We start from the raw sequence: 22338 nt of genomic DNA, 5'->3' as shown, positions 1-22338 counted from the left end.
ACTTTTGCTTTGTTGCAGGTACGCTTTGGGGTTACACCTGTGCCCAGCCATCTTTTACAGGACCTAACTTAATTGCAGGATGCGCTTTTCGCCAATCGGCTAATTTTTTCCCATATAATGGATTAACATCGGTATCTGGTGGTACGTAAGCTGCCTCTTTGCCAGCTTTAAGCTCAGCTACCGCTTGCTGCTTTAACTGCGTTTTTATGGCTTCGCTCGGCTGTGGTGCTGCTAACTTCTTGCATAAAAGGTTAGTCAGATCTTGTTTTCCCTTTGCAAATACCCCGGAATAACTCACCAGCGCATTCCATACTTTCTGGTTGTCATTGACTAGGCCAAAGTCATCAATTCCTAAAGTATTATCGACTTTTTTATTGATGTCCTTACGCGCAGAACCGGGGTTAACACCGGCAGTTGTGATGGTGTAGGAAATATTCATATCTTTGATGATAAGATCGGCAGCGGCGTCAATATTGATCTTATCGAGCAAGCGCTTAATGGCATTATTAATGTTACCAAGCGCCCAAGTCCTTGCGTTCTCAGCTGCATCTCGTTGAGCGTCATCAGCCAATGTTGGTAGCAATGCTTGAAAGGGCCCCCGCGCTTTATCTAACCCCCATTTGCAAGCATTCACTAAACTCAGCTCGAACTTGCCTCTAATGGCCTGCGTTGCCAGTAAGTTACGAGTAACTTCATAGTCCCCTTTCTCTCCCTCTCCTGGTCGCCAATTCGCTGCATGACCGGCGTTGTTGTCGCCTCGAATTCGGTCTTCTTCTGGGGTCCACTCATCTTCGCTAATACCTGACCACCAAGCAACGTTTCCAGGACCACCTGCTCCGCCAAACTGTTTGCCATAAGCATGGGCGCGATGGAACGTAGCGCTAGTCAATTCAGCACCACCCCAGCCAGAGAATAAATTGGTCGGCCCGATTACATCAGAAGGTTCTTCACCCGCGCGCTGAGTTGGATTCCACATGTATAAGTCAGGTCCATTATGTTTTTCAGCTTGCAGTTTCGCGGGGCCCGTTTGCGGGTTTGCAGTCAATAATGCCAACTGTGCAACGTCACCCATACTGCCTGTTTTAGGGGCTGTTACCATCATGGGCATATGTTGCGCCACCGAACTACCAATAGACGCGGCCTTCGCCCCCATGACATCGGCTTCTCGTTCTAACCCAATATCATCGTTAATATTCACTTTAGCTTGTATTGTTGGTGTAACACGTCCCTGCTTTTGCTGTACAACATGCCACGCCTCATGGGGTAAATGTTTTTCTTGTCCTGATGCAACATGAATGTCACTCCCCTGCGCATATGCATGAGCGTTTAATTGAGCAGGTTTAGATGAGTTATAATGCACCTTAACATCATCCATCGCATAACCAGATAGTTGTTCAATCCCTGATTTAAGCTGCTGAGGTAAACCCGAGCTATGGTTGACTTGTTTCGAGCCACTACGTGGTACAGGCTCAGAGCGAGCTTTTAGTTGTGTTATTGAACTGGCGTGTGCACGATTATCTTCAAGCACGGCTTTGCCTGATTTTTCGCGTTTTTGAGCAGTGTTAATCTGTTGCTTCTTAGCTTGTTGCTGATGTGAGTACATGCCAATTCCTTTCGCTATTCTCTGCTCTTAACTATATATTGCACAGCTTCATCTGTGCAATCGTTTAAAAAGCCATCCGCACCTTTATCACATTACACACGCTTACAATGCTCACTCAGTTAAGAACTGGCAGGTATGTTAGGCCACCTAAATTGGCGAAATGAAATGTTAAACCTAGGGCCCGTTTGTTTATCGCCTTTGGCTACAGCGTGTTCATATTCATCCTGAAACCCTTTGCCCATAACCAGTAGCGAGCCATCTTCGAGTGTAATACTGTGTTGTTCATCTGGGTTTTGTTGTTCACGAATTAAAAACTCTCGCTCGGCCCCCAAACTGATAGACGCTATCACATCCGTCGGACCAAAGGCGGGCAAGTCGCAATGAAACCCCAGCGCTTCTTCACCATCAGGGTAATACAAACACACCCCGACACTGAACTCTACCCCAGTGCGCTTTGCTATTTGTTGCTGTAGTTCAGCCAGAATTGGCGGCCAAGGAACTCGCCTGCCATGGTGCTTTGGAAATACCGCGGGGTCCACTAGTGTCGGCTCAACAAATATCATTTTCCACGGCCAGATACTGACTTCATGACCGTCAGGCATAGTCACTTTCTCAGGTTCACTCAGGTCGAAGTTAGACGTGATCCAATCAAAGATGGCTTGAGATTGCTGAGGAGACATAAATTGTGAGTAGTAGTGGGCGTCACGGCTAAGCGCTAGTTTCACGATGTATTCCTTATGATGATCCATTCATCGTTAATCTAGCGCTAAGTGTTATACAAAGCAAAGTACATCCTTATTTTGCCCTGTATTTATTAGATATCAGGCGCTTTGCAGCTAATGTGTGGCTAGCCCCAGACTGTGCTTGATCTGTTGCATTTGTTCTTGCAGGCGCGCTTGAATATCACACACCTGTTGACTTGAGCTGTTCACTTGCGCCTTCATTTGGTCCATTTCATCACTGAAGTTATCGAGTAGACCGCTTTGTTGCTGCGCAATTTCCATGGCATGCGTGGCCACTTGGTTAGCGTTTTGTGCGCTTTGAGCCACACCTTCTGAGTTCTTTTTCAGCTCTTGTGCGTGATGGGTTTGCAGCTCGGCATCTTCTGCCAAGGCTGAGATCTGAGTAGACACGCGACTAGAGTTATCTCCTAGAATATTCAACTGTGAGTTAATATCAGTCAATGAGTCTTGGGTTTGCTGTGCCAGTTTGCGCACCTCATCGGCCACCACCGCAAAACCACGACCATGCTCGCCCGCCCGTGCCGATTCTATCGCAGCGTTCAGTGCCAACAGGTTCGTTTGCTCTGCAATATTACGGATAATTTCAATCACTTTACCCACATCCGCCACGCCGTTTAGTAGCTCATTCAGGCTGGCTAACCCTTCTTCCACCCGTTGTTGGTTTTTAGAGCTGGCGTTAAGCATGGCATCGGCAAAGCTCACACTTTGCGTCATCGCATTAAACGTTTGGTTCGCGTTATCAGATACCTGTGAGTTGATATCACTGGCTTCATTTCCTAATGTTTTAACCTGCTCTAACATGCTTTGTGTTTGTTCAACCCGTGTGTAAGTGGTATCAGATTGCGTGCTGATCTTGGCTAAATGATCGCTCATTTGCTGCATAAACTCGTTGATCACACTGAGCATTTGTTCACGCTCTTGCGCCTCTGCGCGTTGTCGTTCTATCAACTGATTAAAGTAGGTGGCAATTTCGCCCAACTCAGTATTGGTGCTCTTACTTTTAATGGTTTTAAGCTCGTTACTTTCGATTAAATCGGCGAAGCCATCGCGCAGATAACGCAGCGGTTGAAGCACCTGATTACGCTGCACCAAATACACACCTAGCGCCAGTAATGCCAGCAATCCAATGGCAACCCCAAAGATGATCAACACGCGTTCTGACAACACATCTTGTTGTTGTTTAAGTTGTTGCTCTGCACCGAGCATCACATTAGAAACTTGTTTCATATCATCTCGCAAACCACGAATGCCCGATTGGCGCTTTTTCGCTTGCGTTAGGGTTGAGCGCAGATCTCTTTCAAACCGGTTTGGCCAACTGTTCAGCTCAGCTTTGATCTCTTCCGCTAAATCTTCGACCTCTGCCCCTAAAAACAACTCGTCTTCATCCACCTCAGACATCACGCCCAAGTTGTCTAATTGGCTGATCTCATCGGATAATTGCTGCAACCGATAAACGGTTTGCTGTAAGTTCTTTTCAGTCGCCAAATCAAAGCTCATCACCAACTGGTACGTATAAATACTCAAGTTGCTGACCTGCGAATAATAATCTGATGCTAGAGCATGGTATTGCGATGCCAGCGGGTGCTGCGGTGCCTTTAGCGTATAATTGATAAGCGATGAAGCGGACCCAGCCATTTGTCGTAAGGCATTATCCAGTAACGCCATTTCGTTGCCCGATAGTTTGCCCAAAGCACGATACTTACCATTGATGTCTTTATCGAGCTGGCCGAGTTGATTTTGCATTCGCTCATTAAGCGCATCGGGTAGTGCGTCGAGTTGCTGCTGTTTGATTCTGTCTATCAGTTCAGAGGCATGATTTAGATATTGGCCATCTCCTGAGCCTAGGTAATCTTCTATATTGCCTTCTAAATCTATCAAAATGGTATTTTTAAGCTGGGTATATGCCATGTTTTGGCTATCGAGCGAGCTGAGCACCTGAGAGGCCCACACCAATACGGCAGCTAAAAACACACTGGCGGAAGCCAACAAAATTGCCAATAACCGAGTAAACGACGAAACACGCATAACCACAACCCTTCTATATTTAAGCGCGTGTACAGTATTACTCTTTTATGACAATTTGATGTAAATTACCCAAAAATTAAACAAGCGATATAAAAACCATACTTTTAGCGTATATTTTATCAACAACAAACATCTATACGGCTATTTCATTGCTGCTTTTACGTAAACATCAAATCTGTTTTTCTTAGTTTTTATTTGCATGCTAGGGGTTTTATCGTTTAAGAAAGGTGCATAATCAGGGCGCTTAACAACCACTCTTTTGGTCGCTAATTGGTAAGCAAATTCCAATAAATTATCGGCATCTTCATCGGCACCGACGAGATCTTGAAAAACCCTCATCTCCTTTTTAACCAATGCCGACTTTTCACGGTGAGGAAACATTGGATCGAGATAAACAACATCGGGTTGTAATTCAGTGCTGGTAAGCAAAGCGTGGCTAGAACCAAACTCCATTTGCATGTTTTGCTGCATCCAATCGCCAATCTCTGCGTCTTGATAGGCGCGTTGCAAACCATCATACAACAGCGCAGCAACCACTGGGTGGCGTTCATGCAGGGTTACTTTACAACCGAGTGCTGCTAACACAAACGCGTCCCGACCCAAACCTGCGGTTGCATCCAACACATGTGGGGTAGCGCCTTTATTTAAACCCACCGCTTTAGCAATTGCCTGCCCTTTGCCACCGCCAAACTTACGACGGTGTGCCGCCGCCCCCGTCACAAAGTCAACAAGCACAGCACCCAGTTTAGGTTCATCCGCCTTCAGCAGTTGTAAACCTTGCTCGTCATACAGGAGTTTAAAGGTTTGACCTAAGCTGTTAGAGCGCTCTGCCCATTGCGGTAACGCAAAGCGCTGCTCAAGGTCAGTGAGATAAGGACGGTTTTCAACAAATGGGGTATGAATAAGCACTGCAAACTCCTGTGTTCAGAAGTGCTAAGTATACCTAAAGCATAATTGCCACGACACCGCTAAATGACGTTGTTAAGGATAAAAGCAGAGTCACCTAGAACAGTTCAACGTCAGCCTGAGAGGCCACGTCTTCTTCACCCCAAGGTTTAGAAATTTTATTGAGGCTTTCAATCAACTGATAACGCACTTGAGCCACTTCGTTGAGCTTAGCTTTGATCACCGTTAGTTCATCATCTAAAAACGTAAAGTGCTCATGCATCTTATCCAAGGTGTTCGCCTGTTCGCTTGGGAGCTGCTCTTTAATTTGCTTTGCAAGTTCAGAAAACTCAGCAACTTTTAGCGTATGATGTTCATCCATACCATACAGTTGCTCACTCAGCTCCTCAAACATTAACCCAATTCTCTCGACTTTGTTCAACGCATCTTCGCTTATCTCCATATCTTTTATTTTGGCATTCGTTGCTTCAAGAATATGTGGCAGTAAGTCTTTATAACGGCCATATAAAGCCGAATCTTCAACAGGCATGTTTTTTACTAACAACGACACTTTTGGGTAATTGATGATGGTTCTACAACCAAAATCAACAAACCGATTGCTGTGCCGATGCTTTTCTAACAGCTCTTGCTCTATGGGTTGAATAGCACCATTGTGTGCGAAGAACACTTCACTACCGTGATACCAAAACACCACAGCCACATCGAGCTTAAGTGGTACGAAAAACTCAAAAAAGTAATCACTGAGTGATGTCAGGTCATGCGCATGATATGACTGCCCAACATAACGCATGATCCGCCCCATATCACCTGAGTCCGTCATCGCAATTTCAGCGGTAACTTGAGCACGTTGCATGTCTTGTTGGAGTTGTAAAGATTGCTGACGGTAGGTATCGAGCACTTGAATTCTTGCCAACAACTCAGGTGATGCAAAGGGTTTGACAATATAGTCCGATGCACCTGAGTTATAACCGCGCATACGCTCCGAGATATCCCCCTTGTTTGATAAAAACATCACTGGGGTGTCAGCTGTTTGCTCACATTGCTTTAGCTTTTCACAGGTTTCATAGCCGTTCATACCCGGCATTTCGACGTCTAATAGGATAATATCCGGTTGGTATTTTCGCGCCAGGCGAAGTCCTTCTTCACCGCTTTTAGCATGTAGTAACTGACAAGATGAAGCAAGTGCGTCCTCTATGATGCAATGCGCTAACTTATCATCGTCAATCGCTAATACTAGTTTGCTCATTTTGCTGCCCTAATTAGCTCTATTCTTTAAAAAGCATAGACCTAGATAGCAATTTTGCGAACGACAAAAAACAAAGGCACCCTATGGTGCCTTATTTTTGTCACTTACTGTTCAGTAGTGAGCTTAAGCTGCACTGTTGATACCACAGTGTCTTAACAAAGCATCCACCTGCGGCTCACGCCCTCTGAAGCGGGTAAATAGTACCATTGGCGCTTCAGAACCGCCTTTCTCCAAGATGTTTTCCATGAACGACTGACCAGTCTGCGCATTGAAAATTCCCTCTTCTTCAAATTTTGAGAATGCGTCTGCCGAGAGCACTTCCGCCCATTTATACGAGTAGTAACCCGCGCTATAGCCGCCTGCAAAAATATGACTAAAGCTGTGTTGAAAGCGGTTAAACTCAGGTGCTTTGATCACCGCAGTCTTTTCTCTTACTGCATTCAAGATGTTTTGAATTTGACACGCTTGGCCTGCTTTGTAATCGGCGTGAATATGAAAGTCAAACAAGCTAAATTCAATTTGACGTAGCATTTGCATGGCCGATTGATAATTTTTTGCTGCCAACAGTTTGTCTAATAACTCTTTAGGTAGCGGCTCGCCCGTCTCATAGTGACCAGAAATAAAGTTAAGCGCCTCTTCTTCAAAGCACCAGTTCTCTAAGAATTGACTCGGTAGTTCAACCGCATCCCACGCAACCCCATTGATACCCGACACAGCCGTTGCATCAACTTGCGTCAACATATGGTGAATACCATGACCAAACTCATGGAATAATGTGGTCACTTCATTGTGCGTAAACAGCGCAGGCTTATCACCAACTGCTTTATTAAAGTTACAGACTAAAAATGCGACGGGTGTTTGCAACGTGCCATCATCATGGCGCATACGACAAATACAATCTCCCATCCACGCACCACCGCGTTTATGCTCTCGGGCATATAGGTCTAAATAGAAATGACCTCTAAGTTCGCCCTTTTTGTCATGAATCGCAAAAAATCGCACATCAGGGTGATAAGTATCAAACTCTTTTACCTCAGTAACCGTTATGCCAAACAAACGATTTACGGTGGTAAACAAGCCGTTCAATACCTTGTTTGCAGGGAAATACGGACGTAGTAGTTCATCAGAAATCGCGTACTTAGCCTGTTTTAGCTTTTCACCATAATAGCCGTAATCCCATGCTTGCAGCTGTTCAATTCCGTGCTGCTGCTTGGCAAATTCAACTAGCTCAGCCAGCTCGGCTTGTGCTTGAGGTTTTGATTTGTCGGCCAAGTCATTTAAAAATGCAAACACTTGCTCTGGTGATTCTGCCATTTTGATCGCCAACGACTCATGCGCATAACTGTCAAAGCCTAACAGTTGTGCCAGTTCGTGACGTAATGCCAATTCTTCAGTCATGATCTCTGAGTTATCAAACTCGTTAGCATTGGGGCCTTGATCTGATGCGCGAGTCGCAAACGCACGGTACGCTTCTTCACGTAGTTCACGGTTATCTGCGTAAGTCATAACCGGTAAGTATGAAGGAATATCCAGCGTAAATACCCAGCCTTCAAGGCCTTTTGCCTCAGCAGTGTGTTTTGCTAGTGCCAATGCCGACTCTGGTAAGCCGCTTAATTGCGTTTGGTCAGTGATATGTTTATGCCAAGCTTGCGTCGCATCCATCACGTTGTTACCGAACTTAGCTGATAACTCAGACAACCTAGCGCTAATTTCGCCAAAGCGTTTTTGTTTGTCTTTGCTTAAACCAATGCCCGATAACTCAAAATCGCGCAATTGATTGTCTATCGTAGTTTGCTGAGCAACAGTTAACTGTGCAAACTCAGCCGACTCTTTAAGTGATTTATACGCTTGATACAAACCCTGATGTTGACCAACATAGGTCGAATACTCAGACATTAATGGCAAACATTCATCGTAGGCTTGGCGTAATTCTTCGCTGTTTACCACCGAGTGCATATGAGACACAGGAGACCATACACGAGACAGCTTATCATCCGACACTTCCAATGGCTGGACTAAGTTTTGCCAAGTAAACGTCTCGTTCTTTAGAACGTCATCAATCGTTTCACGACAGTGTGCAATGGCTTCTTTTAGAGCAGGAACGATGTGTTCAGGCTTGATCTTTGAAAATGGAGGCAGGCCTTCTAGCCCAATCAATGGGTTGCTCATAATCTTTTCTCTATCGTTATTTAAGCGTTATTGGGTTGAAATTGGGGCAAATGCCGCAATTACAAGTTAGACTGTTATTTTTTCCTACGTTTTGAGGTCTTGATACACTAAGCGTAGAACAATTTTTTAAGAATAAAGGGTAAGCTATGGCTCAACATTTTGATTATATTGCCATTGGTGGTGGTAGTGGTGGTATTGCATCAGCTAACCGTGCAGCAATGCGCGGCGCCAAAGTTGCATTAATTGAAGCAAAGCATATGGGTGGCACTTGTGTAAACGTAGGGTGTGTACCTAAAAAGGTGATGTGGCATGGTGCGCAAGTCGCCGAAGCCATCAAACTATACGCGCCAGATTATGGTTTTGATGTTGAGCTAAAAAACTTTGATTGGGCGCGCTTGGTCAAAAGCCGAGAAGAATATATTGGCCGCATCCACAAAGGATATGAAGGCTACCTTGCCAAAAATGGCGTTACCGTGATCAATGGCTTTGCCAAGTTTGTTGACAATCACACCATAGAAGTCAACGGCGAGCACTACAGCGCCGATCACATCAGTATTGCGGTAGGTGGTCGTCCTTCTATTCCTGAGATTCCTGGTGCCGAGCATGGTATTGATTCAAACGGTTTCTTTGAGTTAAACGAGCAGCCTCGTCGCGTAGCGGTAATAGGCGCGGGTTACATCGCCGTTGAACTTGCGGGTGTGTTAAACAGCCTAGGCACTGAAACCCATTTATTTGTGCGTAAACACGCACCACTGCGCAGCTTTGACCCAATCCTTGTTGAAACCCTCACCGAAGTGATGGAAAAAGAAGGCCCAACACTACACACCCATGCCACACCCAAAGCCTTGACCAAAGAAGCTGACGGTTCGGTAACATTACACCTTGAAAATGGCCAATCACACACCTTTGATCAAGTGATCTGGGCTATCGGTCGCGAACCTGTCACCGACCTTATCAACCTACAAGCAACCGATGTACAAACCAACGAACGTGGCTTTATTAAAGTTGATGAATATCAAAACACCTCTGTCAAAGGCATTTATGCACTAGGTGATATTATGGAAGGTGGTATTGAACTAACCCCTGTCGCAGTTAAAGCAGGCCGTATGCTGGCGGAGCGTCTATTCAACCCAGAACTGCCCGACGCCAAGATGGACTACAACTTAGTCCCAACCGTGGTATTCAGCCACCCGCCCATTGGCACCATCGGCTTAACCGAACCACAAGCGATTGAAAAGTACGGTGAAGACAACATAAAGGTATACACCTCAACCTTTGCCGCCATGTACACCGCCGTCACAGCACACCGCCAGCCATGCAAAATGAAATTGGTATGTGCCGGTGAAGAAGAAACCGTCGTCGGCCTACACGGCATCGGTTTTGCGGTCGATGAAATGATCCAAGGCTTCGGCGTCGCCATGAAAATGGGCGCCACCAAAGCCGACTTTGACTCAGTGGTAGCAATACACCCAACAGGCTCTGAAGAGTTTGTTACTATGAGGTAATTTATTGATTATTATATCTATTCAATGAGAAACCTAAAACGCGAGTGTATTAATACCCTCGCGTTTTTTATGTTCACCCTACACCTCAAATTCAAGCTATCTGCCGGTAGGTTGGATAAGATGCGAAGCGGCACCGTCCAACGATACTCAAGACTTCACCCAGTTCCTTTTAGAAAAACAACTACATCACTACGCCTAGCAAAAGATCAAAAATATACTGGAGCTTGTCTTACCACCTCTGGTTTAAAAAAAACCTAAACAAATTGGCAATAATAAGCTAAAAGATGCTTATAAGCATGCCGCAGCAAGAATGCGTATATCACTACACATCTATGAAGGGCTTGCAATGCATTGGCAAGGATAGCACTCTACGACTTACCAACCATCGTTTTCAAATGATTTTGGTGAGTTTGTGCGAGCATATTAGCAGCAAAGCAATTTTCAGCTGATTGTTTACGAATACACCTTGGCTGAAAAGACCAATAAAATTGCTCCATCAGACTTATAAGTCAAAGTATGCAAGTAATAGAGCTATTATGGTATCTTCTGGTTCTACGCCGCTTAAATTGACATGCCACGACGGGGTAGCTCGACTTGGTTCTAGAGCTAAGGTATAAATATTAAAAATAGGGAAAGTTAATATGCACTTTAATTTTTTTGAAAATTACAAATTATCAATAACATTAATTGCAATCATTCTATTATGTGGCTGCAACACTAGAAATTTCACTCCAAACATAAACCCAAAAAGTTATGATGATTATTTACTTGGAGTAACAACAAAAAAAAACACCAAAGAAGTGCTATATTTTTACTTAAAAGATGGCAACATTTACTCAGCAAGTACAAAATCTAGGTTTATAGACAAACCAATTGGAAAATACCAAGATAAAAGTGACAGCATTCATATAGAAATAGACCCACACATTAATTACCTTTACCCAAATAAACTTATCGCTATAAATACCACAATAAAAGGTAAAGCACCTTTGGATACTGCACAGTTTTATTGTAAGAAAGATAATGGATATGCATCTAGATCTAAATTAAGTGAATGTAATTCATTAATTTTTGTTCTTATTGATAATACTTATAGGTGTGGAAGGTTTCCTTCAAAATTAGATATGACCTGTATGAGTAAAAATCGCTTTTCATCATTTACAGGAAGTGTCTTGAATGATATTTCCAAGTACAAATCACAAGCAATTGAAGGAAAAAGAGAAGTTAATGAGCTATCCAAATTAGCCAAATCAATCGCAACAACATACTTAAAGAAAAAACAAATTCTTGAGGGAATTATTCTCGCAGCAGACTTAAGTAACATCAATTACTTGATTGGAAACGACATTGCTTATGAAGCATATCAAAGTGAAAGTTTTATTAGGTTGATCACCCCTCCTAGAGAAAACGCTCGTCTCCATGCCCGTTTCCATAACAATGAAAACCTCACATTTCGCTCGCAGGTAATACTCAATAGAATGATGCTAACTGATTGGGCTATAACCAATCTCCAAGTTTTTCCTGCTACTCATGAAGAGCCAAAGGCAAGTGCCGATTCATACGCAAATATATTTGTTGATGTGGAGTGGCTAGATAGCTTAAGTAAAGAGGCTGCGGAGTCTGTTTTGAAACATGAGGTTGTGCACATAATTAACAACATAGTACTGGAATACGAATATAGTGGTCTACCATCACTTGAAGGACTAACTTATGAAGATGCACTGGGTAAACAAACCTTCAGTTCACGCTCGCGTACTAACGTGCAAGATATTGTAAGAAGTGCTGTTATCGAAAAAGCTCTCGAAAAAATGACCAATCAAGCCCTTGAAGAAGTCTTAGCTGATAAGCTAGTCATACTAACAAATCACTTAACACTGGATAAGGCAAATTCTTATTGTGGTTTGTTAGCATCTCTTGATGCGGGAAATAACCGAGTAAATGCTTGCAACTCTTTAAGCAACCTACTATCAGAGTATTCAGGGCTATATTTTGGGTTGGACCTGCTTGTAAATCGAGGAAGTATGATTACAGGCTATAGTGCATCATCTATAAAATCACTAACACAAACACAAGAGGAAAGGCTCAAAGAGACTAACTCAAAACTGGCACCTATATATCTTGAAATGTCTAATGACTTGCTCCAAAAAATGCATTCATATGATAAGATTTATTCATCTCACTCAAACCGAAACAAGTCGCTCAAAAGAGCACGAGAAAATTATAATAATATGATCAAGGAGCTTTTTAAATGATATGGGTTCGAGCCATTAAGCTTTTAATAATTAGTCTTATATTACTATTATGCGCATGTACTAAAAGCAACCTTGTTGAAACCAAAACCGTAGAGAAGCTTTCTTATTTATATATAAAAACCCCTGATAACGTTGGTGATTTCGATACCATAACCTATTTATTTACTCACTCTAGCCCTACAAAAAAGTTAGAGAAAAACTTCCGTACTTTCTCTAGGGTCATTGGTGAAAATAGTGCATTTGTTGTTATCTCTCCAAATTCAAGCCTCGAGTTGTATAACTCATTAAAGAAAATTAAGAATAGATGTGACTTTCCTAGCTCTCGACAATGGCCCTCAATACTATTCCAAGATTCCAGATTGAATAAATGCTACATATTCAACATCCCAGAAAACCAAGAAACAAAGTATACAATCGTTCTCAGTGAAATCATTGATGCCATAGAAACCAAAAAGAGCCTTAACAAGTATGAGTTCAAAGAAAGCATGGAAAAAAACCTAGAAAAACTTTTAAAAACCCACCCTGAAATAAGCAACTTAAAAGAACCATTCATAGATTTAATATCATACATCTCAGATAAAATATACAACTAAAAACATTTTAAACGAGTAAAAATGAAAACAATTAAACAACTAGCTTTATACATAATAATATACATACTATCTTTCATTTCATTGTTTATTATTTTCCAGATCTTGTCTCCTATTTTTATTGGTGATCATGTCTTTCGTGGTGACCTGAATCAAGATGAAGAATTTTTAGCAAATTTCACTTTACTCGCCATTGTCTTTATATCAGTGCTTTCATCATATTTTCTATTGAAAAAAATAGAACCAAAACAACCTATTCATACTTCAATCCAAGCTCTCAATCAAGGAGCAGCTACCCATGGAGATTTTGAATATGAATCAAACCGCATTACTTCAATATTATCGAATATCGAAAATTTAACTTTGAAACAAATACACCAAGAGATTTCTACTACATTAGAATTTATTAACAAATTAAAAGAGGAAACCACCCAAAGAGCCAATATTATACGCAGTTTGCAAGATGAAGCTGACAAAAAACAAGTAGAAATTGACAATGTAGTGAATGAAATCAAGCAAGTAAAATCTATCAGTAAAGAACAACTTGAAGCGGTCTCTAAAGTGCTAACAACACAATCAAAAACAGCGTCAAACCGAGCTTTTTGGCTAGGTGTTGCAGCATCATTTCTTGTTGGTATTGTGACATCTATCCTTGCTACAGTACTCACCGATAGGCTGTTTTAAGGTAGTGCATGTTTGTTGATATGAGTGCCTTTGGCTTCCCTATATCAATCTGAATCGCCCAGCTTTTACTAGACAGATTTTGATTTGAATTCTTCGAGTTTTTCATAAGCCAGTGGAGGCATGTTATTCGCCTCCCCATGCTTATCTCTAGAGCTATAAAACATTTCGATGTAACCGAACATGCCGACTTTAAGTCACCTAATTTTAAAACAAAAAAAGCGCGAGTATAAACCTATACTCGCGCTTTTTATTCCACAACCTACTGGGAATTTTTTACTAAGCGTCTATTTTTTCTTCTTTCTCTTTTTTCTTTTTACGCTCGTCTTTTAACTGCTTTTGATTTTCTTTTCTAAGCTCTCTTTCTTTTTTTCGAGCTTCTTTTTCAGCTTTTCTGCGCTCCTTTGCGAGCGCTTTCTTATCTTTTCTGACTTCTCGCTCGTGTTCCGCTTTATCTTTGCGTGCTTCTCTTTGCGCCTCGTCTAAGTCTTTTCTGCGCTCTCTTTCATGCTCGGCTTTGTCTTTACGTGCTTCTCTTTGTGCCTCGTCTAATTCCTTTCTGCGCTCTCTTTGATGCTCGGCTTTGTCTTTACGTGCTTCTCTTTGCGCCTCGTCTAAGTCTTTTCTGCGCTCTCGCTTAGACGCTTCTAACTCTTTGCGGGCTTCTTTTTGCACCTCTGCTAACGCTTTTTGTTCATCACGTTCTGCCGATGTTTCGTTACTGGCATAAAGTACCGATGCGTCACTTTCAGCACTTGCAGAAGCGTGATTAAACAAACTTAAAATTGATAGTGTTACTACTGCAAATAATTTCATAATCTTTTCCTACTAAAAAAAGCAACAATGTCCAATCTAATTGACTGAGATTAATCTTGCCTGAACTGACCAATACCTTCGATTCACCTGATCACCTCTATTTCAACTTCAATCACCCCAACACTGGTATCCGCGATATCGGAGAATGCCGACCTAGACAAGTCGATAATTCGCCCTTTAATAAATGGCCCCCTATCATTTACTTTAACAATCGTGCTTTTGCCATTGCTCACATTCGTCACTCTTACTTTAGAGCCAAAAGGTAGGGTTCTGTGCGCCGCAGTTTTTGCTAATTGATTGAAACGTTCGCCACTTGCAGTTTTACGAAATTGGTATTTCATCGCATAAAATGAGGCTTTTCCTCGCTGCGTATAGCCAATTGAGGATTCTTTAGACTTCATAGCAATACTAGAGCAACCAAGTAATAAAGTAGTTGAAGCTGCAAGTGCTAACAACTTTACATACATATCTGTGTCATTCCTTCTGAATAAATCATCGCACTATAGCATCGTGGAATCTTAGTAAACCTAGTATGAAGCGGCCACTATTCTTTGAGTTTTACAGCCCAAAATAATTGCTGAGTGTTACTTTAAGTGATACAAGTAAAAATAAACTGCTGATACAGCAACATAAAAAGGATGTGTAATTTTGCATAAACTATTTTTTGCCATATTGGTTTTTATCTCAGCCAATGTGAGTGCCTCGAACTTTCTAAACCTTGAAGTGCCCCAATCTCGCTTTGTGACCGAGACACCAAAAATAGCGATTGCACTACCCGCTTCATATAAAACAGATAAAACCAAGCGCTACCCAGTAATGTACGTGTTAGATGGAGATTTAAATGGTGAGTTGGTTTATGGGGCTTTAGATAGATTACATGCCTCTAAAGGCGCGAATGAACATATTATCGTGGGGATTAGCAGCGCGGATCGATTAAGAGACTTTGCACCGACCGTTAATAAAGACCCTAGAGGCCCGGTTGGCGCAGGGGGTGGCGCTGATAACCTATTAGATTTCATACAAAAAGAGTTAATGACGACGATTAATGCACAGTATCGTACGTCAAATCATAACGTGATTGCAGGTCACTCTATCGCGGGTTTATTTGTGATGCACACTTTCCACACACGTCCTACTCTTTTTCAGGCGCATATGGCGTTTAGCCCCGCAGTTTGGTGGGCAGCGAGAGAAACGGCGCAAGCAGCAAAGAAATATGTACTCTCTGAAGATGATGTTGGCACCTTTTTGTATATGAACATCGGCAGTGAAGGCGGTGAAATGCGCCAAGTATACGACGACTTATCACAAACAATCTTAAGAAATCGCTCCACTGATCTAAGTCTACACCTGAACTCATTTGACAACGAAGATCACGATTTCACCATGCCGGCGGGGTTGTATAACGCTTTAAGAGCACTACATAATTATCAGCAAGCCCAGAAGATTTAGTCACTGCCATTGTTATGTGTTGTGTTCTATGGTGATAACCCCCGAGAACACAATACAAACCACTGCTTAAAGATTACGCCTTTATAGATTACGCAAAACATTCCGAATTCAACCATCCTTGTAGTCCTCCGGGCACTTCAACCCAATAGTGGGGTTTACTGTTGGTGATACCTGTAGAGAAATGATTTCCAGACTTATTTTTATTTTTAATGATCACGACAGTTCCGACTAATATCTTGCTTATTACCGTTTTACTCAGGTTGTCTTTTCTGAGGTTACCCGCCTTTTTCAGTAAGTGTTTTTGCTCGCCTTGGGTATTTTGGCCCCAAATAAGTTTTCGTTTTACACCTGAGTTATGATCTATCTTGTCCATCAGATCCTGATAGAGCTGTGCTTCTTGGCTCAAAGGTATAAACAAAGTAGGAAGCTCAGTGCGATAATATGCTACATCCCTGCTATCAGTATCTATCTCTTGACCCTGAAACCTTTCGCTATGCAAAGTGTGATGCCTAACATACCTCTGTGTGTGTCCATTTTTGATTTGTTCAACCAGATAAGTATCAAAGGTGTGCCACTGACGTTCAATATCTTCGAGTAATGAAGGCTGATGTCTAAACCCCATTTTTTTGCCATCTTGTTCATACTTAACCGTATAGCGAATCAAATTGAGCCATTCAATAAACTCCATTAATCGACATGTTTTTATATCTTTAACATTGTCATTATCAAGTCCGTTGTCAATGACAGTTTTGGCCGTGATTTTACTATTCGATGAAATTGCATTGTGTAACTCAAACCCCAGTTGTTCTTTGGTTTTTTCACCGCGTAAATTACGTCTGATATAAATGGTGTCAACGTGCTTGCCTCTATGGTAGCGACTCGACCCATCATCCTTTTCTAACCTAAGACCTTCCATGCTAACAGGCCTCAAAAACTCATTTACATCATGGGCAAACAGAGGGCTTTTCATTAACTGATCAAATAACCTAATGAGGTTACTATCACCTGTCACTTTAGGAAATTCAGTAGACTTTGCTTCCGCCAACTGAATGGGCAGCCCACTTTGATGCATTATTTGCGGTTGAACTGGTGGTCTATTATCGGTGAGGTTTGGGGATTGTCGGATGTGGTGTTTTTCGTTTGATATTGCTGCGCTCAAAACACGCCGTTTTGCTTTTGTGTGATACGAGTACATGTTCAATCCTTGCTGAGGCGCTTATCGTTTAAGCGGGCTCTTTTATGATTCACCAAAGCATCGAGTATAGACCATAGCACAACATGGATATGTGACAAACTCATCTGGCACTGTACTTACGACTACCAATGTGTCATTAAGCATAAGAAAAGTAACCACTTTTTATTATTACTTACCTTTAGTTTTTATTAACACCTCCGAATGCCGCTCAGGGAAACTAAGAATCAAACAAATAAACCTAGTTTATTGACCAGGTTGTTCACCAATAAATAGCACCTTGCATTTCCCACCAGCAGAATAATTTAGTTACCATTAAAACATTTGCATTCTAATACTAGGAAGTCTTTGTCACTGCCCACAACATACCAAGGGGTATTTACGATAATTTATATTTTCATTGAAAGTTAGTTATTTTTGCATATTTCAACTGTCCAATTTACATTAAGCTTATACATCGATAAGAAGTCCATTTATATTTCACAAAACTCAAAATACACTTAGGTGAGACAATGAAAGTCAAAAAACATCGCTTTAATCTCTGTACTGGTTTCTGGCCCTACTTATGCCGCCACAACGAATCTAGCAGGCACCCAACATATCCAACTTGATAATATCTTGGACGGACAAATAGCTTCCCCAACTCAACTAACTTACGATTTCAACGGCAACGAAGTTCTATTTGCGGCTATTGCAAGCGCTAATGTATTAGCTGGTAGCACCAGCAAAGACGATCAACTAATCCACTTTCAAATAAACAATGCGACGACTGGCGACCTTCAGTATTTTGTAGGGGTGTTTAATGGCACTTCTTATACAGGCACTTGGTTTTCCAACACGGGGGCTAAAGGCGACTGGAAACTTACGCCGGAAGGTAATGCTGAATTTTATACCTGCCGCGAGATTTTAGCTGCGGGCGCAAGTATTGGTGATGGCGTTTATCAGTTAATGGGCGATGATCAACAGCCCTATTCTGCTTACTGCGATATGACCAGAGACGGCGGCGGTTGGACACTCGTCGGTACATTCCCTAAGAATGTCGCTGGCGGAACAGCCAAAACATTGAACGACTATTCTTCTACGTTAGAATTAACCGATACAAACCCAGCGACTTTATCAATGTATAAAGGAAGTTTGGAACGCTTTTTCGACGTAAAAGAAACCGTATCTTGTTCAACTGACAACTGCGCTGATGGCCGCTCTGTATACGGTATTAGCTTCTCAACATATGACTTACAAAAAGTGAGAACATCATGGGCGCATCAAGAAAAAGTTGCTGCTATGCCGACTCGCTCAGACAAACCAACCTGCCAAAAGGTGTATACAGATCCGACCTCACAATATCAAGGCTGTACGCAACCACAATATGTTAATTATCCGAATACAGACTCATTTGTTGGCTGGCAAAATGATATTAATGGTGCTTATTGCTGGGCCGCGCGTGGTACTTATTCATCAGGCTCTCCTGGTTCGGCTCGTTGTATCAGTGGCCAGGAACCTAACGGTACCAACTGGGCGTTGCTTTGGATGCGTTAGTCTACTCAGTCAAAATTTAGTGTTTGGTATTACATCAATTAAAGACTGAATTTCAAGCTCTAAAGAGCGTTATTTAACCTTGGTTTATTAGCGCTCTTACTCGACACTAATATTCTCGCTATTTCTCAGCGTGCTAATATTGCTTTTCATGCTCCTCGACTGAGTAAACCCAAACACACAGAAGTGTGCTTCATTTTATTTATTATACGCGTTATCCAATCAAGCATCTAAGGCATTTTCTTCGATAAATAATATCTATTAAACGCTTTTGAATAGCGTGTGCGTTTTAGGGGCTTGGTCACATTTCGGTGCTCACTGTGTGACAAAGATCTGCGGCTCAGTTTGCTGCTGCATGCTAGCTTGTTTTATGTTCATCATAAACGCCTCCCTCTCATTAATGAGGTGAAAATAGCATGCCTTTGGTGGTTTTTTGATGTTTGTAACAGCAAGCCTAATAAGGGGCCCTTAAGCCTATGAGTTAGAACATGCCACCCGATTTCGCCCTTGCGCTTTGGCGTCATACACCGCGTGATCAACCTGTTTAAGTGAGTAGCTAAAAGGCTTGTCTAACGCGACATTGGCGACCCCACAGCTGACGGTGACTTGAATGTAGTGGTGTGCCGTTTCAATGATATTTTTTTCTACACTTATGCGCAGTCGTTCAGCAACCTCTTGTGCGCCAGCCACCGATGTACTGGGCAGTAACACAATAAATTCTTCACCGCCTAAGCGACACAAGCTGTCTTCCGCTCGCAAGGCTTGCAGGCAGCACTGGGCGAACTCTTTTAATACCACATCACCAATTTCATGGCCGTAGCTGTCGTTGATACGCTTAAAATGATCTATGTCTAGCATCACCACGCTCAGTGGCTCTGATGCGCGAATATGACGGCTGATCTCTCGATGTGCACTATCCATCAGATAGCGACGGTTTTTTAGGCCGGTCAGCGCATCTTGAAAAGCCAATTTGGTCAGTTGTTGTTGCAAGGTCCACAGTTCATTGACCAAAAGCCGACGGCTACAACAATCAGCCACCATCTCAGCATAAGCTATCTCTGCACTTTGCCACTGCCTCAAAGGCCCACGGCCTTCAAAACACACAACCCCATGTGGAGTACCGTTTTTAAATATGGTGGTATCAAGCATGGTAGTGATGTGGTTAGGAAGCAGGTAATTGTTTTTAAACTCAGCTGTGCGCGGGTCTGTGACGGCATCATGGGCGTCTATGGAAATGCCCGTGGTGATGGCCTTGAAATAATTAGGGTATTGCTCACACAGCAGAACGGGATAATCATCTGCGTTAAGGTCGTTATCCCACTGGGTATTGGCTACATTGATCAGCTTTTTAGGGTCAGAAATATCATCAAAAAGCCATACTGAAACTTGATCAACCACTAAGGTTTCTTTGCCTTCTCGGATCAAATCCAGTAAAAAACTTTGATAACTACCCGATACATCTAACTCTTCAGAACTCATGCGCCTTAAACGTTGAGTTACTTCACTGAGATCAATAAACATAGTAAGCCATTTATATGTAAGTCATTTGATGTCTATGAGCCTTGCTCACTTATGATCATAATACCTAAACAGCAAACAAATGGGTAAGCATTTATACACAATTATTTTAAAGGTGAACTACGATACGAATAGCTTACTGCATATATTTTGCCAAGTATTTTTTAAATACCGGGTCTGTTTTGGCCAACTGTTTTTGCTCTTCTAAAATATTTTGTAAAATACTATGTGATGTCAAAGGATTAGCAAGTACCACACGAAATACCACGGTCGGTTGATGGTCATACTGCTCTGGTGTTAAACGTGTACGCGATACAAACGAGATCCCCGCTTCACGCTGACGCTTTTGCATACTGGCGGTAAAACGATTGAGCGCCGCGTAGATATCAATGCGCTCTTGTTCGTCCGCTTTGGCAATGGCATCACGAATTTGCGTCGGTACATAACGGTAGGTCAACAAGCATAACTCTGGCTCTGAGATCAGCTCAAAATCTGGGTCTTGTTTGATTAACTGGGCAAAATACTTCGCTTTTTCAATGCCTTTATCAATCAACATTTCATAGCCTTTGCGGCCAATTACACGTAGGCAAGCATGTACCAACATCGCCATACCAGGGCGACTGCCTTCTAATGTGTGACTGCCTAAGTCTTTCGAGCCTTTACGAAGAATGTATTCGGCGTGGTGTTCAATCGCATCAGAGGCAGCAGGGTCTTTAAACAACACTAAGCCCGCGCCCATCGGTACGTACATTTGTTTGTGCGCATCAATAGTGATTGAATCAGCGCGCTCAATGCCATCCAATAACTTTCTGTTGTTACTAGATAATAAAGTAGCGCCACCCCAAGCGGCATCAACATGAAAGTGACAGCCAAGCTCTTCACTCAAATCAGCCATCTCATTGAGGGGATCGATATTGCCGGTTTCAGTGGTGCCAGCCACTCCCACCAACGCCATCACTTTAATGCCCTGCGCTTCTAGTGCTAAAGCCTGTTCACGCATTTCATTCACATCAACCTTGTTGTTGGCATCCGTTTCAATGGCAATGAAATTGTCTCGTCCTAGCCCCAACACATCAGCAGCTTTACCCAAAGAGTAGTGACCACGTTCAGAAACCAGCACCGCCAATCCTTTGTAACCGTAATGTAGCATCGCTGCCACGACACCTTGCGCGGCAATGCCTTTAAACTGCCCATCGGCTTTTAACAGACGGTTTCGAGCTATCCACAACGCGGTAATGTTGGCAATGGTGCCCCCTGAGCAAAACGCGCCCAAAGAGGTGCTCGCGCTGTGCATCCACTTGTCATAAAACTTGTCTGACGCGCCATAAGCCAAATGGTGCATCATGCCCAATACTTGTCGCTCTAGCGGCGTGAACGCTTTGGAGGTTTCTATTTTAACTAGGTTCTGGTTTAAACCCACCATCAATTTTGACAGTGGCAACACAAAGTGTGGCAATGCTGAGGTCATGTGACCAATGAAGCTTGGGGCTGCGGTATGCACCGAGTGAGCAACAAGCTGCTCCATGATGTCTTGCGCGTAATCCGACACAAACATGGGCTCTTCAGGGATCACAGCCGATTGAAAGTCCTTTTCAATTTCATGCAAAGGCTTTTCAATCGCGGCGATATTCTCATTTAAGAAACCCGCAAGATTATTTGAGATCTCTAACTCTATCTTACTTAGAGTGGAGTCAGGCGCTTCTGGCACCGTAAAAATACGCATCAAACTTTCTTCAGAAGCGACAGCACAACGCTTTGGACCCATTACATTACCCAATGTTTTTATGGGCCACGGCAAAGTGTCCCACCAGCTTGTTATTACGAAATGGCTAACTTTACTGTAAGTTAGCCACAATGTCTCCTATTGTATAGCGAAAAGTCTTAACTTGACCCTGTTTGATATGACATTTTGATGTTGTCATAACGACAGTTCTTTGAATTTTAGACCACCATAACAGCCTTGTTTTTACGTCTAATCACTGTTACAAAACTTCACACTATTCATATATTTAAAAGCAGTCTAGACTTGTATCCAAATATTCTGTTGGTAAACTCTGAGGCTACATAAAGGCAAAGTTTACTTCTTTGGAACATACAGATAAGGATCATT

At 42.5% G+C, this 22338-nt stretch carries 17 protein-coding genes; 6 read left to right on the top strand and 11 right to left on the bottom strand.

Annotated elements, in window-relative coordinates:
* Positions 1 to 31: 31 nt before the first annotated feature.
* From BET10_RS21060 to prlC, 6 genes are all read right to left on the bottom strand, one after another.
* The gene (locus tag BET10_RS21060) at positions 32 to 1603 is read right to left on the bottom strand and encodes an eCIS core domain-containing protein (protein WP_083330414.1); all 1572 of its coding nucleotides are present in this window, start codon (positions 1601 to 1603) and stop codon (positions 32 to 34) included.
* A 119-nt stretch (positions 1604 to 1722) separates the two neighbouring features.
* Positions 1723 to 2328: an alpha-ketoglutarate-dependent dioxygenase AlkB gene (locus BET10_RS03135; RefSeq protein WP_070983360.1), complete on the bottom strand. Its 606-nt coding sequence runs from the start codon at positions 2326 to 2328 to the stop codon at positions 1723 to 1725.
* Positions 2329 to 2439: 111 nt separating this feature from the next.
* Entirely contained in the window at positions 2440 to 4371 is a 1932-nt protein-coding gene (locus BET10_RS03130; protein ID WP_070983359.1) for a methyl-accepting chemotaxis protein, read from the bottom strand.
* A 141-nt stretch (positions 4372 to 4512) separates the two neighbouring features.
* A complete protein-coding gene (locus tag BET10_RS03125; protein WP_070983358.1) occupies positions 4513 to 5280 on the bottom strand; it encodes a class I SAM-dependent methyltransferase in 768 nt (255 codons plus the stop codon).
* Positions 5281 to 5374: 94 nt separating this feature from the next.
* On the bottom strand, positions 5375 to 6523 hold the full coding sequence (locus tag BET10_RS03120; protein WP_070983357.1) for a response regulator: 1149 nt from the start codon (positions 6521 to 6523) through the stop codon (positions 5375 to 5377).
* A gap of 123 nt (positions 6524 to 6646) precedes the next feature.
* On the bottom strand, positions 6647 to 8692 hold the full coding sequence (gene prlC / locus BET10_RS03115; protein ID WP_070983356.1) for an oligopeptidase A: 2046 nt from the start codon (positions 8690 to 8692) through the stop codon (positions 6647 to 6649).
* Positions 8693 to 8838: 146 nt separating this feature from the next.
* On the opposite strand from prlC, the gene gorA reads away from it, so the two are divergent.
* The 4 genes from gorA (at position 8839) to BET10_RS03095 (ending at position 13723) form a co-directional block, all read left to right on the top strand.
* A complete protein-coding gene (gorA, locus tag BET10_RS03110) occupies positions 8839 to 10197 on the top strand; it encodes a glutathione-disulfide reductase (RefSeq protein WP_070983355.1) in 1359 nt (452 codons plus the stop codon).
* Between the two features lie 641 nt (positions 10198 to 10838).
* Positions 10839 to 12449 (top strand): hypothetical protein, encoded by a 1611-nt coding sequence (locus BET10_RS03105; RefSeq protein ID WP_070983354.1) that lies wholly within the window; start codon positions 10839 to 10841, stop codon positions 12447 to 12449.
* Positions 12446 to 13042, top strand: coding sequence for a hypothetical protein (locus tag BET10_RS03100; RefSeq protein WP_070983353.1), 597 nt, complete (start codon positions 12446 to 12448; stop codon positions 13040 to 13042). The genes BET10_RS03105 and BET10_RS03100 overlap by 4 nt, the downstream gene beginning before the upstream one ends.
* A 21-nt stretch (positions 13043 to 13063) precedes the next feature.
* On the top strand, positions 13064 to 13723 hold the full coding sequence (locus BET10_RS03095; RefSeq protein ID WP_070983352.1) for a hypothetical protein: 660 nt from the start codon (positions 13064 to 13066) through the stop codon (positions 13721 to 13723).
* A gap of 276 nt (positions 13724 to 13999) precedes the next feature.
* Here the strand turns inward: BET10_RS03095 and BET10_RS03090 are convergent, their stop codons facing one another.
* Positions 14000 to 14536 (bottom strand): hypothetical protein, encoded by a 537-nt coding sequence (locus tag BET10_RS03090; RefSeq protein WP_070983351.1) that lies wholly within the window; start codon positions 14534 to 14536, stop codon positions 14000 to 14002.
* Between the two features lie 83 nt (positions 14537 to 14619).
* Positions 14620 to 15003 (bottom strand): septal ring lytic transglycosylase RlpA family protein, encoded by a 384-nt coding sequence (locus BET10_RS03085; RefSeq protein ID WP_070983350.1) that lies wholly within the window; start codon positions 15001 to 15003, stop codon positions 14620 to 14622.
* Positions 15004 to 15184: 181 nt separating this feature from the next.
* Between BET10_RS03085 and BET10_RS03080 the strand changes: the two genes are divergently transcribed.
* Entirely contained in the window at positions 15185 to 15985 is an 801-nt protein-coding gene (locus tag BET10_RS03080; protein WP_240503627.1) for an alpha/beta hydrolase, read from the top strand.
* Positions 15986 to 16073: 88 nt separating this feature from the next.
* Here BET10_RS03080 and BET10_RS03075 read toward each other — a convergent pair whose 3' ends face one another.
* A complete protein-coding gene (locus tag BET10_RS03075) occupies positions 16074 to 17180 on the bottom strand; it encodes a hypothetical protein (RefSeq protein ID WP_070983349.1) in 1107 nt (368 codons plus the stop codon).
* Between the two features lie 615 nt (positions 17181 to 17795).
* Here BET10_RS03075 and BET10_RS03070 point away from each other — a divergent pair.
* Positions 17796 to 18713 (top strand): fibrinogen-like YCDxxxxGGGW domain-containing protein, encoded by a 918-nt coding sequence (locus tag BET10_RS03070; RefSeq protein ID WP_070983348.1) that lies wholly within the window; start codon positions 17796 to 17798, stop codon positions 18711 to 18713.
* Positions 18714 to 19184: 471 nt separating this feature from the next.
* Here BET10_RS03070 and BET10_RS03065 read toward each other — a convergent pair whose 3' ends face one another.
* Entirely contained in the window at positions 19185 to 20231 is a 1047-nt protein-coding gene (locus tag BET10_RS03065) for a sensor domain-containing diguanylate cyclase (RefSeq protein WP_070983347.1), read from the bottom strand.
* Positions 20232 to 20364: 133 nt separating this feature from the next.
* Positions 20365 to 21993 carry a pyridoxal-dependent aspartate 1-decarboxylase PanP gene (panP, locus tag BET10_RS03060; RefSeq protein ID WP_070983346.1) on the bottom strand — a complete coding sequence of 543 codons (1629 nt, stop codon included), beginning with the start codon at positions 21991 to 21993 and terminating at the stop codon, positions 20365 to 20367.
* Positions 21994 to 22338 lie beyond the last annotated feature (345 nt).

It is taken from the genome of Pseudoalteromonas amylolytica (genome assembly GCF_001854605.1).
GTDB lineage: Bacteria > Pseudomonadota > Gammaproteobacteria > Enterobacterales > Alteromonadaceae > Pseudoalteromonas > Pseudoalteromonas amylolytica.
The sequence above is the reverse complement of the archived record's forward strand: the minus strand, read 5'-3'. Positions and strand labels throughout refer to the sequence as shown.

Bases quoted from the DNA above. Each gene is read 5' to 3' on its own strand.
- BET10_RS21060 (WP_083330414.1), bottom strand. From the start codon at position 1,603: ATGTACTCACATCAGCAACAAGCTAAGAAGCAACAGATTAACACTGCT.
- BET10_RS03130 (WP_070983359.1), bottom strand. From the start codon at position 4,371: ATGCGTGTTTCGTCGTTTACTCGGTTATTGGCAATTTTGTTGGCTTCC.
- BET10_RS03120 (WP_070983357.1), bottom strand. From the start codon at position 6,523: ATGAGCAAACTAGTATTAGCGATTGACGATGATAAGTTAGCGCATTGC.
- prlC (WP_070983356.1), bottom strand. From the start codon at position 8,692: ATGAGCAACCCATTGATTGGGCTAGAAGGCCTGCCTCCATTTTCAAAG.
- gorA (WP_070983355.1), top strand. From the start codon at position 8,839: ATGGCTCAACATTTTGATTATATTGCCATTGGTGGTGGTAGTGGTGGT.
- BET10_RS03105 (WP_070983354.1), top strand. From the start codon at position 10,839: ATGCACTTTAATTTTTTTGAAAATTACAAATTATCAATAACATTAATT.
- BET10_RS03100 (WP_070983353.1), top strand. From the start codon at position 12,446: ATGATATGGGTTCGAGCCATTAAGCTTTTAATAATTAGTCTTATATTA.
- BET10_RS03095 (WP_070983352.1), top strand. From the start codon at position 13,064: ATGAAAACAATTAAACAACTAGCTTTATACATAATAATATACATACTA.
- BET10_RS03090 (WP_070983351.1), bottom strand. From the start codon at position 14,536: ATGAAATTATTTGCAGTAGTAACACTATCAATTTTAAGTTTGTTTAAT.
- BET10_RS03085 (WP_070983350.1), bottom strand. From the start codon at position 15,003: ATGTATGTAAAGTTGTTAGCACTTGCAGCTTCAACTACTTTATTACTT.
- BET10_RS03075 (WP_070983349.1), bottom strand. From the start codon at position 17,180: ATGTACTCGTATCACACAAAAGCAAAACGGCGTGTTTTGAGCGCAGCA.
- BET10_RS03065 (WP_070983347.1), bottom strand. From the start codon at position 20,231: ATGTTTATTGATCTCAGTGAAGTAACTCAACGTTTAAGGCGCATGAGT.
- panP (WP_070983346.1), bottom strand. From the start codon at position 21,993: ATGGGTCCAAAGCGTTGTGCTGTCGCTTCTGAAGAAAGTTTGATGCGT.